This window comes from Thauera sp. AutoDN2 (genome assembly GCF_051280715.1).
In the GTDB taxonomy this organism is placed as follows: domain Bacteria; phylum Pseudomonadota; class Gammaproteobacteria; order Burkholderiales; family Rhodocyclaceae; genus Thauera.
In genome coordinates, this window is the sequence record NZ_JBNCAR010000006.1 from 1 (window position 1) to 14,438 (window position 14,438).

At 63.7% G+C, this 14,438-nt stretch carries 13 protein-coding genes; 10 read left to right on the top strand and 3 right to left on the bottom strand.

All coding sequences use genetic code 11. From position 1 onward, the window contains the following. Nucleotides 1-197 precede the first annotated feature (197 nt). From ACPT9U_RS05295 to ACPT9U_RS05320, 6 genes are all read left to right on the top strand, one after another. Entirely contained in the window at nt 198-3,953 is a 3,756-nt protein-coding gene (locus ACPT9U_RS05295) for a nitrate reductase subunit alpha (protein WP_418365477.1), read from the top strand. Nucleotides 3,954-3,988: 35 nt separating this feature from the next. Then, nucleotides 3,989-5,560 (top strand): nitrate reductase subunit beta, encoded by a 1,572-nt coding sequence (narH, locus tag ACPT9U_RS05300; RefSeq protein WP_418365478.1) that lies wholly within the window; start codon nt 3,989-3,991, stop codon nt 5,558-5,560. A 13-nt stretch (nt 5,561-5,573) separates the two neighbouring features. Beyond that, nucleotides 5,574-6,122: a nitrate reductase molybdenum cofactor assembly chaperone gene (gene narJ / locus ACPT9U_RS05305; RefSeq protein WP_435750124.1), complete on the top strand. Its 549-nt coding sequence runs from the start codon at nt 5,574-5,576 to the stop codon at nt 6,120-6,122. Between the two features lie 10 nt (nt 6,123-6,132). Continuing rightward, on the top strand, nt 6,133-6,819 hold the full coding sequence (narI, locus tag ACPT9U_RS05310) for a respiratory nitrate reductase subunit gamma (protein WP_418365480.1): 687 nt from the start codon (nt 6,133-6,135) through the stop codon (nt 6,817-6,819). A 107-nt stretch (nt 6,820-6,926) separates the two neighbouring features. Beyond that, nucleotides 6,927-8,870, top strand: coding sequence for a type IV pili methyl-accepting chemotaxis transducer N-terminal domain-containing protein (locus ACPT9U_RS05315; protein ID WP_435750125.1), 1,944 nt, complete (start codon nt 6,927-6,929; stop codon nt 8,868-8,870). After that, complete coding sequence (locus tag ACPT9U_RS05320) at nt 8,870-9,595, top strand: response regulator (RefSeq protein WP_418365482.1); 726 nt, start codon at nt 8,870-8,872, stop codon at nt 9,593-9,595. The genes ACPT9U_RS05315 and ACPT9U_RS05320 overlap by 1 nt, the downstream gene beginning before the upstream one ends. Before the next feature lie 124 nt (nt 9,596-9,719). Here the strand turns inward: ACPT9U_RS05320 and ACPT9U_RS05325 are convergent, their stop codons facing one another. Then, nucleotides 9,720-10,127 carry a MarR family winged helix-turn-helix transcriptional regulator gene (locus ACPT9U_RS05325; RefSeq protein WP_418365483.1) on the bottom strand — a complete coding sequence of 136 codons (408 nt, stop codon included), beginning with the start codon at nt 10,125-10,127 and terminating at the stop codon, nt 9,720-9,722. Between the two features lie 182 nt (nt 10,128-10,309). Between ACPT9U_RS05325 and ACPT9U_RS05330 the strand changes: the two genes are divergently transcribed. Then, a complete protein-coding gene (locus ACPT9U_RS05330) occupies nt 10,310-10,882 on the top strand; it encodes a YIP1 family protein (RefSeq protein ID WP_418365484.1) in 573 nt (190 codons plus the stop codon). A gap of 22 nt (nt 10,883-10,904) precedes the next feature. Here ACPT9U_RS05330 and smpB read toward each other — a convergent pair whose 3' ends face one another. Then, nucleotides 10,905-11,351 (bottom strand): SsrA-binding protein SmpB, encoded by a 447-nt coding sequence (gene smpB, locus ACPT9U_RS05335; RefSeq protein WP_418365485.1) that lies wholly within the window; start codon nt 11,349-11,351, stop codon nt 10,905-10,907. A 123-nt stretch (nt 11,352-11,474) separates the two neighbouring features. Here smpB and ACPT9U_RS05340 point away from each other — a divergent pair, with 123 nt between their 5' ends. Together ACPT9U_RS05340 and ACPT9U_RS05345 are read left to right on the top strand one after the other, a co-directional pair. Continuing rightward, nucleotides 11,475-11,930: a type II toxin-antitoxin system RatA family toxin gene (locus ACPT9U_RS05340; protein WP_418365489.1), complete on the top strand. Its 456-nt coding sequence runs from the start codon at nt 11,475-11,477 to the stop codon at nt 11,928-11,930. After that, complete coding sequence (locus tag ACPT9U_RS05345; protein ID WP_418365490.1) at nt 11,930-12,256, top strand: RnfH family protein; 327 nt, start codon at nt 11,930-11,932, stop codon at nt 12,254-12,256. The genes ACPT9U_RS05340 and ACPT9U_RS05345 overlap by 1 nt, the downstream gene beginning before the upstream one ends. An 84-nt stretch (nt 12,257-12,340) precedes the next feature. Here the strand turns inward: ACPT9U_RS05345 and ACPT9U_RS05350 are convergent, their stop codons facing one another. After that, nucleotides 12,341-12,838, bottom strand: coding sequence for a DUF4124 domain-containing protein (locus ACPT9U_RS05350; RefSeq protein WP_435750126.1), 498 nt, complete (start codon nt 12,836-12,838; stop codon nt 12,341-12,343). Between the two features lie 81 nt (nt 12,839-12,919). On the opposite strand from ACPT9U_RS05350, the gene guaB reads away from it, so the two are divergent. Next, on the top strand, nt 12,920-14,383 hold the full coding sequence (gene guaB, locus ACPT9U_RS05355; RefSeq protein ID WP_435750127.1) for an IMP dehydrogenase: 1,464 nt from the start codon (nt 12,920-12,922) through the stop codon (nt 14,381-14,383). The last annotated feature ends 55 nt before the right edge of the window (nt 14,384-14,438 follow it).

Here is a 14,438-nt window from a genome sequence, read left to right on the forward strand (position 1 = left end):
CTCGCCCGAGAACGCGATGTATGGCTTCGCGGTGTTCTACGCCATCTGCGTGGTCATCAACTGGTGGTTCTACCTGCGCAAGGACGCGTATATCAAGAACCCCTGATTCATTCTTCGATTCACGATTTCCGTTTTTCACTTACGGGTTTTACCGATCGCGCTTGACGAACGAAGCGACGACTTGAGAGGAGCAAACCATGAGTCATTTTCTCGATCGCCTGAGGTTTTTCGACAAGGTCAAGGACACCTTCTCGAATGGGCATGGCATCGTCACCAATGAAGACCGCAACTGGGAGGATGCCTACCGCAACCGCTGGCGCCACGACAAGGTGGTGCGCTCCACCCATGGTGTGAACTGCACCGGCGGCTGTTCGTGGAAGATCTTCGTCAAGAACGGCCTGGTTTCGTTCGAGATGCAGCAGACCGACTATCCGCGCACCCGCGAGGATCTGCCTAACCACGAGCCGCGCGGCTGCCAGCGTGGCGCCTCGTTCTCGTGGTACCTGTACTCGCCGCACCGCATCAAGTACCCGATGATCCGCGGTCGCCTGCTCGAGTTGTACCGTGCAGAGCGCAAGGCGGGTCGTGACCCGGTCGAGGCCTGGGAGGCGATCCAGAAGGATCCCGCCAAGCGCGACCGCTACGTCCACGTGCGTGGCCTGGGCGGCTTCGTGCGCACCAACTGGGACGAGGTCACCGAGATCGTGGCGGCAGCCAACGTCTACACCATCAAGAAGTGGGGTCCGGACCGCATCTATGGTTTCTCGCCGATTCCCGCGATGTCGATGATCTCGTACGCCGCCGGCGCGCGTTACCTGTCGCTGATCGGCGCCGCTTGCGGCTCGTTCTACGACTGGTACTGTGACCTGCCTGCAGCCTCGCCGCAGACCTGGGGCGAGCAGACCGACGTGCCCGAGGCCGCCGACTGGTACAACTCGACCTACCTGATCATCACCGGCGCCAACCTGCCGATGACCCGTACCCCTGACGCGCACTTCGCCACCGAAGTGCGCTACAAGGGCGCCAAGATCGTCTCGATGGCGCCGGACTACGCGGAATACGTCAAGTTTGCCGACCTGTGGATGCCGGTCAAGCAGGGCACCGACGCCGCAGCCTTCCTCGCCATGGGGCATGTCGCACTGAAGGAGTTCCTGGTCGAGAAGCAGGACCCGTACTTCACCGAATACGCGCGCAAGTACACCGACCTGCCGATGCAGGTGGTGCTGCGCAAGCACGGCGAAGGCTATGTTTCGGACCGCAACCTGCGTGCCTCCGACTTCGACAACAACCTCGGCGAGTCGAACAACCCCGAGTGGAAGACCATCGTCTTCGACAAGAAGGGCGGCCGCTTCATTGCGCCGAACGGTTCGATCGGCTTCCGCTGGGGTGAAGAAGGCAAGTGGAACCTGCTGGAGAAGGCCGGTGCAGACCAGGCCGAGACCGAGGCCGAGCTCACCTGCATCGACAGCCGTGACGATGTCGTTTCCGTGGGCTTCCCGCACTTCGTGCCGGGCGAGAACGAGCTGCTGTACCGCAACGTACCCGTGCGTCGCCTGACGCTTGCAAGCGGCGAGGAAGTGTTCGTCACCTCCGTGTTCGATATGCAGGTCGCGCAGTACGGCATCGATCGCGGTCTGGGCGGTGGCAACGTGGCCTCGTCCTACGACGACGCCTCGGTGGCGTACACCCCGGCCTGGGCTGCCAAGCAGACCGGCGTCAAGGCGGCCGATCTGGAGCGTACCGGTCGCGAGTTCGCCGACAACGCCTCCAAGACCAAGGGCCGCTCCATGGTCATCATGGGTGCCGCGATCAACCACTGGTACCACAACGACCTCGCCTACCGCTCGATCATGAACCTGCTGCACATGTGCGGCTGCGTGGGTCAGACCGGTGGTGGCTGGGCGCACTACGTGGGGCAGGAGAAGCTGCGTCCGCAGGCCGGCTGGGCGCCGATCGCGTTCGCGCTCGACTGGCAGCGTCCGCCGCGCCACATGAACTCGACCTCGTACTGGTACTTCCACACCGACCAGTGGCGCTACGAGACGATCGATGCCGACGCCTTGCTGTCGCCCGCCGGTCCTTGCCGCAACAAGGGCCTGGCGCTCGCCGACTACAACGTCAAAGCGGTGCGCATGGGCTGGCTGCCGTCGGCGCCGCACTTCAACCGCAACCCGATCGAGCTCGCCGCCGAAGCCGCCAAGGCGGGTGCCAGCGACGAGGCGAGCGTGTCGAAGTACGTGGTCGACCAGCTCAAGTCGGGTGCGCTCGACGTGTCCTTCGCCGATCCGGACGCCGAGGAGAACTGGCCGCGCAACCTGATCGTGTGGCGCGCCAACCTGATCGGTTCCTCGGCCAAGGGCCACGAGTACTTCCTCAAGCACCTGCTGGGCGCGCAGAACGGAGTGATGCAGGAAGGCGGCGCGGGTAACAACTGCAAGGAAGTGAAGTGGCACGAGCACGGCCCGACCGGCAAGCTCGACCTGATGGTGGACATCAACTTCCGTCTCAACTCGACCGGCGCCTACTCGGACATCATCCTGCCGACCGCGACCTGGTACGAGAAGAACGACCTCAACACCACCGACATGCACCCGTTCATCCACCCGCTGGGTGAGGCGGTGACCCCGGGCTGGGAGTCGAAGTCCGACTGGCAGATCTTCCGCACGCTGGCCAAGACCTTCAGCGCCCTGGGCGCCAAGCACCTCGGTACCCTGAAGGACGTTGTGGCGCTGCCGATGCAGCACGACTCGCCGATGGAACTGGCAACCCCGATGGGTGTGGGCAAGGACTGGAAGTACGGCGAGTGCGAGCCCATCCCGGGCAAGACCATGCCGATGCTCAAGCTTGTCGAGCGTGACTACGCGCAGATCTACAACAAGTACATCGCGCTCGGCCCGCTGATGGTCAAGCTGGGTAACAACGTCAAAGGCCTCGACTGGGATACCACCCAGGAATACGAAGAGCTCAAGAAGTGCAACTACCCGGTGCAGGTCGAGGGTGTCTCGAAGGGCATGCCTTCGCTCGAGGAAGACATCTACGTCTGTGACTCGGTCATGCGCATGGCGCCCGAGACCAACGGCGAAGTGGCGCACAAGTCGTGGAGCGCGCTGTCGAAGAAGACCGGCATCGACCACCACCACCTGTACGCCGGCCGTCACGAGGACAAGATCACCTTCCGCGACATCGTCGCCCAGCCGCGCAAGATCATCACTGCGCCGACCTGGTCGGGCATCGAGTCGGAGACCGTGTCCTACACCGCGGGCTACACCAACATCCACGAGCACATCCCGTTCCGCACCCTGACCGGCCGTGCGCATTTCTACCAGGATCACGAGTGGTTCCTCGACTTCGGCGAAGGCTTCTGCGCCTACAAGCCGCCGGTCGACCTGAAGGCGCACGAGAACGTGCCCGACAGCGTGCGTCGCAAGCCGCACCTGACGCTGTCGTGGATCACCCCGCACTCCAAGTGGGGCATCCACTCCAGCTACCAGGACAACCTGCGCATGCTGAACCTGTTCCGTGGCGGCCCGTACGTCTGGCTGTCGGAGGAAGAGGCTGCCAGCATCGGCATCAAGGACAACGACTGGGTCGAGGCGATCAACGCCAACGGCGCGACCGTTGCCCGTGCGGTGGTCTCGCAGCGCATCCCGCGCGGCATGGCGATCATGTACCACGCGCAGGAAAAGAACGTGAACGTGCCCGGCTCGAACACCACCGGTAAGCGTGGCGGCATCCTGAACTCGGTCACCCGCGTCATCGTCAAGCCCACCAACATGGTCGGCGGCTATGCGCAACTGGCCTACAGCTTCAACTACTACGGCACCGTCGGTTGCCAGCGTGACGAGGTTGTGGTGATCCACAAGATCGAGGACCAGGACATCGACTGGCTGGAGCGCCCGCTCACGCCCGAACGCGAAGCCCAGCGCAACCCCGTGGGCATCGGCAAGAAGTAAGCGCCGACTCGAGACCAGAGATTCAGGAGATACACATGAAAATCCGCGCGCAATTCGCGATGGTGTTCAACCTCGACAAGTGCATCGGTTGCCATACCTGCTCGGTGACCTGCAAGAACGTGTGGACCAACCGCAAGGGCGTCGAGTACGCATGGTTCAACAACGTCGAGTCCAAGCCCGGAATCGGTTACCCGAAGGAATGGGAGAACCAGGAGAAGTGGAAGGGCGGCTGGACCAAGCTCAATGGCAAGCTCGAGCTCAAGGCCGGCGGTCGCCTGAAGAAGATCGTGCAGATCTTCTCCAACCCGAACCTGCCCGAGATCGACGACTACTACGAGCCCTTCACCTACGACTACGCCCGTCTGCAGAACGCGCCGCTGTCCGAAGCCGCGCCGACTGCGCGTCCGGTTTCGCAGATCACCGGCGAGAAGATGGACAAGATCACCTGGGGCCCGAACTGGGAAGACGACCTCGCCGGCGAGTTCGCCTCCCGTGCTCGTGACAAGAACTTCTCCAACATGGAGAAGGAAATGTACAAGCAGTTCGAGAACACCTTCCACATGTACCTGCCGCGTATCTGCAACCACTGCATCAACCCGGCATGTGTGGCGTCCTGCCCGTCCGGCGCGCTGTACAAGCGCGAGGAAGACGGCATCGTGCTTGCCGACCAGGACCGCTGCCGCGGCTGGCGGATGTGCATCTCGGGCTGCCCGTACAAGAAGGTGTTCTTCAACTGGGAGTCGTCCAAGGCCGAGAAGTGCGTCGGCTGCTACCCGCGCGTCGAGAACGGCCTGCCGACCGTCTGTTCCGAGTCCTGCGTGGGCCGCATCCGCTACAACGGCATCATCCTGTACGACGCCGACAAGATCCTGGACGCCGCCAGCACCGACAACGAGCAGGACCTGTACAAGGCCCACCTCGACATGTTCGTCGATCCGTTCGATCCGGCCGTGATCGCCCAGGCCAAGAAGGACGGCATCACCGACGACTGGATCCTTGCCGCGCAGAAGTCGCCGATCTACAAGATGGCGGTGCAGTGGAAGATCGCCTTCCCGCTGCACCCCGAGTACCGCACGTTGCCGATGATCTGGTACGTGCCGCCGCTCTCGCCGGTGCAGTCGCAGATCGACCAGAAGGCGCTGCCGACCGAGGCCGACGGCGTGATCCCGAAGGCTTCTGCCATGCGCCTGCCGGTCAAGTACCTCGCCAACCTGATGACCGCAGGCAAGGAGCAGCCGATCATCGACGCGCTCAACCGCATGATTGCGATGCGCTCGTATCAGCGTTCGGTGCACGTCGAGGGCACGCCGGATACGCGTGGTCTCGAGGCCGTCGGCATGACCGAGGACATGGCCAAGGAGATGTATCGCTACCTGGCGATCGCGAACTACGAAGACCGCTTCGTGATTCCGACCTCAAAGGAAGAGATGCGCCTCGAGGACTACCACGGCTTCCAGGGCCAGGCCGGCTTCAGCTTCGGCAGCGCCTCGTCGGTCGGTATTTCGCCGAACTCGCTGTTCCCCGAACGCCGCAGGGAGTCGATGGAGCCGCGCACGCCGGCACCGCACGCCGACGAGATGCACGACGTCACCGGCGAGCGTTACTGAGGAGACAGGAATCATGCAGACCTACAAGCTGCTTGCCGTGCTGCTCGACTATCCGGGCGGTGAGATCGTCGGCGACTTGCGCGCCGCGGTCTCCGGGCAGGGCGGTGCGCTGGGTCTGGTCCGCTCGGTGGACACCGATGAGGTGTTCACCGGGTCCGAACATGCCAGCATCGCCGGTTTCATTGACTGGATGCTGGCGCAGGACCAGACCGAGCTCGAGGGGCGTTACGTCAAGACCTTCGACCTCACCCCGGAGCACAGCCTTCACCTGACGCACCACGTTTTCGGTGACGACAAGAACCGTGGCCCCGCGCTGATCGACCTGTCGGAGTTCTACAAGTCCTATGGACTGCAGCACGACGAACACGAGATCCCGGACTACCTGCCGATGATGCTGGAGTTCGTGTCGCAACTCGAGGAGACCGAGGCGCGCGTGTTCCTGACTGACGCGGTGAAGGTATTCAACGTGCTCGCGACCAACCTGGAAAAGGCGGAGAGCCCCTATGCAGTGCTCGTCCGCGTGATCGAAAACCACAGCTCGCTGGCCCGCCAGGCCGCCTGAGGAGAAGAAGATGTCTCTGTGCAATCTGCTATTCGGGGTCTACCCGTACATCGCGCTGACCGTGTTCGTGATCGGTAGCTGGATCCGCTACGATAACGAGCAGTACACCTGGAAAACCGACTCGTCGCAGTTGCTCTCCAAGCAGGGGATGATGCTCGCGAGCAATCTGTTCCACGTCGGCATCATCATGCTGTTCCTGGGCCACTTCGCTGGCCTGGTACTGCCGCATGGATTGTGGCTGGCGCTCGGGATCTCCGACCTTGCGCACCAGTGGATTGCGCTCACCGCGGGTGCGATCTTCGGCATCACCTGCCTGATCGGCGGCGCCATGCTGTGGTATCGCCGCATGTACAATCCGCGCGTTCGCATCAACAGCCGTCGTGCCGACGTGTTCATCATCACCTGGTTGATGATCACGCTGATCCTGGGCCTGCTGACCGTGCCGTTCTCGATCGGCCACGCCAACAAGGGTGACCCTGCAGTGATGCTGGCCCTGGCCGAGTGGGTGAAGAGCATCCTTCTGCTGAACCCGCAGCCGCAGCTGATGGAGCAGGTCGACCCGATCTTCCGTCTCCACATCTTCTTCGGCCTGACGGTGTTCCTGGTGTTCCCCTTCACCCGCCTGGTGCACATCCTGACCGCGCCGTTCAACTACCTGACGCGCGCCTACCAGATCGTTCGCACCAAGCGCGCCTGAGGCTGGCGACAGGAGGCAAGGCACACGGCCGCAAGGCCGGATGCCTTGCCTTTTTCGCTTCTTGCCCCTAGCGTGCGCCCATGCACGAGAAGAGTCTCCTTCAAACCATGCTCGGCCGTAACGCGGGGCTTTCGACCAAGATCACCGCCATCCTGCTCGCGTTCTTCCTGGCAGCGCTGGCGGCGATCACCCTGACCCTGTTCATCTCCTGGCACCTCGAGGGGGCGGCGGCGGCGATCAACGATGCCGGCAGCCTGCGCATGCGGGTGTACCGGTTCGCCCACTTCGTCGCCCGGGCAGGAAGCGGGGCCACGCCCGACGCACAGTTTGCGGCCGATCTGCACGCACGCATCGACGAGTTCGAGCGCGTCCTGAATGGACTGCGCACCGGCGACCCGACGCGTCCGCTGTTCGTGCCGAAGCGAGACGATATCCCTGCCGCCCTGGAGGACATGACCTCCCAGTGGCATGACCAGGTTCGCCCCTTGCTCGCGCGCATCGGCGCCGCACCGACGCCTGGCGCACGGAGCGCGCTGGCTGCCGAGTTCGATGAGTTGGCGCCGCAGTTCGTCTCCATCATCAATGAGCTGGTGTTGCGCATGGAGCACAACTACGCGCGCAACACCAACATCCTGCGCTCTTCGCAGGTCGCGCTGATCGCGCTCGCGGTGATCGGCACCATTCTGCTGCTTCGCTTCTTCTTCGTCACTGTGATCCGCCCGCTGCATGATCTCCACGAGGGCGTTCAGAGCATGAGCGAGGAGGACTTCGATGCGCGTGTTCCCGTGCTCTCGAATGACGAGTTCGGTGAGCTTTCTGATGGCTTCAACCGCATGGCGGCGCATTTGCAGCATGTATACGACACGCTCGAGGAGCGCGTCGCTTCCAAGACGCGGAGCCTCGAGCAGAAAAACCGCGAGCTGGAGATCCTCTACGACGTGGTTGCGTTCCTGCGTGAACCGGCCGATGTCGATACCCTGTGCAAGGGTTTTCTCGAGCGCGTGCAGAAGGCGATGGGCGCGGTGGCGAGTTCGGCGCGGCTGCTCGATCTTGATTCGCGCAACCTGTGCATGATCGTACATGACGGCCTGGGCGAAGAATTCCTCGATCGCGAGGAGGTGCTCGCCTGTGGCGAATGTGTTTGTGGCGAGGCTGCACAAAGCGGCGGACGCTCGCTGACCCTCGACGTGCTGGCGGCCAATCTGGATGTCACCCGGGACGCCTGTGCGCGTGCCGGCTTCCGCACCGTCTCGGCAACCTCGATCACGGCCAACAAGCGCTCGCTGGGCGTCTTCAACCTTTTCTACGGCCATTCGCAACCGATCAGTGATACGGATCGCCAGCTTCTCGAGACACTTGGGCAGCAACTCGGCACGGCCATCGAGAACCAGCGCCTGCATGCGCGTGAGCGCGAGCTGGCGGTGTCCGAAGAGCGCAACCTGCTGGCGCGCGAGCTGCACGATTCGATCGCCCAGGGCTTGGCATTCCTCAACTTGCAGGTGCAGATGCTGGAACGCGCCCTCGCGGAACATCGCGAGAAGGACGTTGCCGCGACGGTGGAAATGCTCCGTCGCGGTATCCAGGAGAGCTATGAGGATGTGCGCGAACTGCTCGTGCACTTCCGCACCCGGGTGGAGATGCAGGACCTCGATGCGGCGATTGCATCCGCACTGCGCCGCCTGGCCGAGCAGACCGGCGTGGCGACAGATCTGGATGTACAGGGCGATGGTGCGCCGCTTGACCCGGAAGCCGAGACGCAGGTGCTCTACATCGTCCAGGAGGCGCTCTCCAACGTGCGCAAGCATGCGGGCGCAAAAGCGGTTTCGGTAGGCCTGCGGCGCGGGCGCGACGGGCTGGCGGTGACCGTCCGTGATGACGGGGTCGGCTTCGTCGAGGATGACGAGAGTCTCGACACCGAGGCGCACATCGGCCTGCACATCATGCGTGAACGCGCACTGCGCATCGGCGGACAGTTTGCGGTTCGCTCCTCGCCCGGGCGCGGCACCGAGATACGCCTTCAACTGCCCAGATCGAACAAGGTGGAAGCCTGATGACCGAATCCGTGATACGCGTCCTGCTCGTGGATGACCACACGCTCTTTCGCAGTGGTATCCGCTCGCTGCTGCAGAGCTACCCCTGCTTCGACGTCGTCGGCGAGGCTGGCGACGGGCGAGAGGGTATCCGCCTCGCCGGACAGCTGAAACCCGATGTCGTGCTGCTCGACAACAACATGCCCGGACTCTCCGGTCGCGAGGCGGCGCGCCTGCTGCTAGAGGAGGTGCCAGACACGCGGGTGCTGATGCTGACAGTGTCCGAAGACTCGGACGACCTGATCGAGACCTTGCGTGCCGGTGCCTGCGGCTACCTGCTGAAGAACATCCAGGCTGAGACCCTGGTTTCTGCGATCAAGACCGCGGCCCAGGGCGAATCGGTCGTGTCGCCACAGATGATGGGCAAGCTGCTCAATGGCGTGCGCGCTGAAGCCGGCCGCTCGGTGCCCGAGCCCGCCCGCAGCACCCCGCTGCGGACGACGGGTGAACCGCGCAGCGCGCCCGAGGGGGGGGAACTGGACCGGCTTTCTCCGCGCGAGCGGGAAATCCTGCAGCTCATCGCGCGCGGGCAGAGCAACAAGGAGATCGCACGCGCGCTGGACCTGGCCGAGAGCACGGTAAAGATCCACGTGCAGAACATGCTGCGCAAGCTCAACCTGAGCAGCCGCGTTCAGGCCGCCGTGTATGCGGTGGAGAACGGGCTGGAGTCTGCGCCCGACGCTTGAGCCGTGCCGGGCCGGCGCGTGCGCGGGCCCTCGATCAAAGAAGATGCCTGGCGCCGGCGCAGCGCAGTGGTCCGCAATGAAGGCGTCCGCGCAATGAAGGCATCGGCCCGGTGCAGCCTTCAGTTCAGTGCAGCCTTCCGAACACGCCGCCCAGCAGTTCCTGCAGGGAGCGGAGCTCGTCGCGGTGACGTGCAGCGATGCGGGCCACCAGCGCTTCCCCGGCGGCGGTCAGGTGTACCTCGACTGCGCGGCGGTCGTCGCGTCCGGGGCGTCGCTCCACCAGGCCGAGCTTTTCGCAGCGCGAAACAAGGGAGACGGCCCCGTGCTGGTGCGCTTGAAGGCGCTCCGCGAGCTCGCCCACGTTTGCCCACTCTCGTCCGGGGAAGCCCTTGATCTGCAGCAGCAACAGGTATTGTAGGTTGGTGATGCCGTGGCGTCGCGTGAGCACTTCGGAGAAGCGGAGGAAGCGTCTCAACTGATAGCGGAAATCGGCCAGGGCCTCGAATTCGGACTTGTCTAGTGGCGTGCTCATGATGCCGCGATTCTATCGCCAACCGAGCATGGTTCGGTATCCGCCGCAGTGGATTCTGTGCACGAGATCGCCCTTGCAATCTGCCGGATCACGATTAATATCAAAGTATGATGCATTGGCGGGCGTGGCGGGCAATCCTGTCCACCAGAGACCTGCCTTCATCCGGCAGAGGAGGAAAGATCATGGAAGTGATGCAGTTTCCCCGCATGGTGATCTCCAGTCGGGAGGGCTGGGACCTGGTGGCGCGCCTGCGCCCGTCGATGGATGTGATGTTCCTTCGCGTCGTGTTGCCGTTGTCCCTGCTGCCGCCGCTGATGATTCTGGTCGCCTCGGGCGGTATGGCGGCCGAGATGTTCCCCGGCGTGACGTTTGGCAATGGCCTGATTGCCGCGGTGATCTTCTTCGTGGCGGAGCACTTCAGCGTTCCGATCATGGCGAATTCGATCCGCCTGGCGTCCATGGCCAAGGAGGGCAGCAATAACCTGCACGACGCGTATGCGGTTGCCGCCATCGCGCCGATTCCGCTGTGGCTGTCGTCACTCGCCGTGCTGTTCGGGAGCGTCTGGTTCATGGGCATCATCGGCCTGCTCTCGCTGGGCGCGTCGGCGATGCTGGTGCGCCATGGCGTCGATCGCCTGCTGGGCGTTCACGAGCCGGTCTACGCGAGTGAGGTGGCGGTGCAGGTGATGAGCTTCGGGGCGCTCGTCTGGCTCGCACTCCTCGGCGTGGCAGCTGGAGCGCTGATTCTGCTCTGAGGGGTTCTCAGGATGGGGGCGCTCAGGCTTTCACGCGCATCAGGCGCTGCTTCTCGCGCTCCCAGTCCCTTTTCTTCTCATCCTCACGCTTGTCGTGCAGCTTCTTGCCCTTGGCGAGCCCGATCTCGATCTTGATGAGGCCTTTCTTGTAGTGCATGTCGATCGGCACCAACGTGTAGCCTGCGCGCTCGACCTTGCCGATCAGGCGCGCGATTTCCTTCTTGTGCAGCAACAGCTTGCGCGTGCGCGTGGGGTCGTGGTGCACGTGACTCGAGGCGGTGGTGAGCGGTGCGATGTGCATGCCGAAAAGAAAGATTTCCTCGCCGCGGATGACCACGTAGGATTCCTTGATGTTGGCGCGCCCGGCGCGGATGGCCTTCACCTCCCAGCCCTCGAGGACCATGCCGGCCTCGTGCTTTTCCTCGATGAAGTATTCGTGAAAGGCCTTGCGATTTTCGATGATGCTCATGGTGGTGCTGTCCCGGAGGGCGGCGCAGCGCGGAAAACCGAGTTGCGCATGCGGTAGAATTGCGCATTTTAACAGTTCGGTCGCGTGCCCGTTCCGGTCACGGTGCCGATTCACCGCTCGCCCATGGCCGAAGTCAACAAGCTCGTACTGATCGAATTCACCCCGGCGCAGATGTTCGAACTCGTGGATCGGTGCGAGGACTACCAGCACTTCCTTCCCTGGTGCGGCGGCGCAGTGGTCCATGCGCGTACCGACACGGTTACGGCGGCAACGCTCTACATCAACTATCACGGCATCAAGGCGCATTTCAGCACCGAGAACGAAAAACGATATCCGGTCGAGATGAAGCTGCGCCTGACCGATGGTCCCTTCACCCATCTCGACGGCCACTGGCAGTTCACTGCGCTTGGCGACACTGCGTGCAAGGTGGAATTCCAGCTGCGTTACCAGTTTGCGAGCAAGCTGCTGGAAAAGGTGCTGGGGCCTGTGTTCAATCACATCGCCAATACCTTCGTCGATTCCTTCGTCAAGCGTGCGGGCGAGATCTACAAACCGGCTGGCTCGGCAGGAGTTCGATGATGGGCGAGATGATCCATGTGGAAGTGGTGTATGCCTTGCCCGAACGGGCAGAGCTCGTGCCGCTGAGCCTGGCGGAGGGCGCGACCGCTGGGGATGCGGTGCAGGCGTCGGGTCTGCTCGAGAAGTACCCGGAAATCGATCTCGCCCGTAACAACAAGCTGGGGATTTTCGCCAAGCTGGTGAAGCCCGATACCGCGCTGCGCGACCGTGACCGTGTGGAGATCTACCGGCCGCTCATCGCCGACCCGAAGGCCGTGCGCAAGAAGCGCGCCGACGAAGGCAAGGTGATGAAGAAAGGGGGCGGGTCCGCCGACGAGGAGGCTTGAGCCGCCCAGCGCGCGAGTGGGGGCGCGCACTCTTTGGCTCGCTCGTTCTGGCTCAAGGCCTGGCGTTCTGGTTCAAGGCCTGGGTTAGTTACAGTGTTCGGAGATCTGCTGCTGCAGGCGCTGCGCTTCTGCGTTGCGCGCAGCATCGTCCAGGTATTCGCGCTCGCCCGCTGCATTGAAGCGGCTGACACGCTGCCCCGACTGCAGGGCCGTGAGTTGGTTGCGTGCCTGTTCGCAGAAGCGGGCGCGCTCGGCATCGCGCGCTGCAGCTTCTTCCGCTTTCGCCGCTGCCTCTGCCTCGGCCGCGCGCCGTTCGCGGAAGGCCTGCTCGCGTTCAGCGAGCGTCGGCGGCCCCTTCGGCGCCCCGGCTGTTTCGCTCGCGCCATCGGCGGCGAGGCTATCTGCCGCTGTCGCGGCAGCAGGACGCGGAGCGCGTGTCCCCTGTACGACACTGACTTCGCCGGTGAGCGGCGGGGTGTCGGAATAGTGCACGCGCCCGTCCTTGTCCTTCCAACTGTAGATCTGCGCAGCGGCAGGCAGGGAGAGGAGCAGGGCGACGAGCAACAGGGGGCGACGAATCATCGAGAAAATCTCCGGAGGGCGCTGCTTACACCACGCTCTGACGCTCTGTATAATACGGATTTGGTCGAAAGGAAAAAAGCCATGCGAGTGATTCAGAAGGCGCTGACCTTCGATGACGTCCTTCTCGTTCCAGCCCACTCCACGGTTCTTCCGCGCGATGTGAGCCTGCAAAGCCAGGTCACTCGCCGCATCCGTCTCAATATCCCGCTCGTTTCGGCCGCGATGGACACGGTGACCGAAAGCCGCCTCGCGATCGCGCTGGCGCAGGAAGGTGGCATCGGCGTCGTGCACAAGAACCTCAGCCCGGCGGAGCAGGCTGCCGAGGTGCACAAGGTCAAGCGCCACGAATCGGGCATCCTCAAGGACCCGATCACCATCCCGCCGACGATGACGGTGCGCGAAGTGATCGCGCTCCAGCGTCAGCACCGCTTCTCTGGCGTGCCGGTGGTGCAGGGCCGCAAGGTCGTGGGGATCGTGACCAACCGCGACACCCGCTTCGAGACCAAGCTCGATGCGCTGGTCTCGGAGATCATGACGCCGCAGGAGCGGCTGGTTACCGTGCGTGAAGGCGCCAGCCTCGATGAGGCGCGTGAGCTGCTGCGCGTGCATCGCCTCGAGCGCGTGCTGGTGCTCAACGATGCCGGCGAGCTGTGCGGGCTGATCACCGTGAAGGACATGATGAAGTCCACCGAGCACCCCAGCGCCGCCAAGGATGAGCAGGGGCGGCTGCGCGTGGCGGCGGCGATCGGCGTGGGGGCTGGCACCGAGGAGCGTGCCGAGCTGCTCGCGGAGGCCGGCGTGGACATGATCGTGGTCGATACTGCCCATGGTCACTCCCAAGGCGTGCTCGACCGCGTGAACTGGGTCAAGAAACGCTTCCCTCAGATCGAGGTGGTGGGGGGCAATATCGCCACCGCCGATGCCGCGCGCGCGCTGGTCGATGCCGGCGCCGATGGTGTCAAGGTGGGTATCGGCCCGGGGTCGATCTGCACCACGCGCATCGTTGCGGGTGTGGGCGTGCCGCAGATCACGGCCATCGACAACGTTGCCAACGCGCTTGCCGGATCCGGCGTGCCGATGATCGCCGACGGCGGCATCCGCTTTTCCGGCGATATCGCAAAGGCGATCGCTGCGGGCGCCAACGTGGTGATGCTCGGTGGCCTGTTCGCCGGCACCGAGGAAGCGCCGGGCGAAACCGTCCTGTACCAGGGGCGCACCTACAAGGCATATCGCGGCATGGGCTCGCTGGGCGCGATGGAGAAGGGTGCCGCCGACCGTTATTTCCAGGACGAGAACACCGGCAACATCGACAAGCTCGTCCCCGAGGGCATCGAGGGCCGTGTGCCCTACAAGGGGCCGGTCGGAGTCGTGATTCACCAGCTCGTCGGCGGCCTGAGGGCTTCCATGGGGTATCTCGGCTGCCCGGACATTCCGGCAGTCCATGAGCGAGCGGAATTCGTGCAGATCAGCTCGGCAGGCATGCGTGAGTCGCATGTCCATGACGTGCAGATCACCAAGGAAGCGCCCAACTACCAGATCAGCTGATCGGGCTGGTTCGTATTTCCGGGCGGCTGCGAAGCCGCCTTTCCTTTTTCAAGAC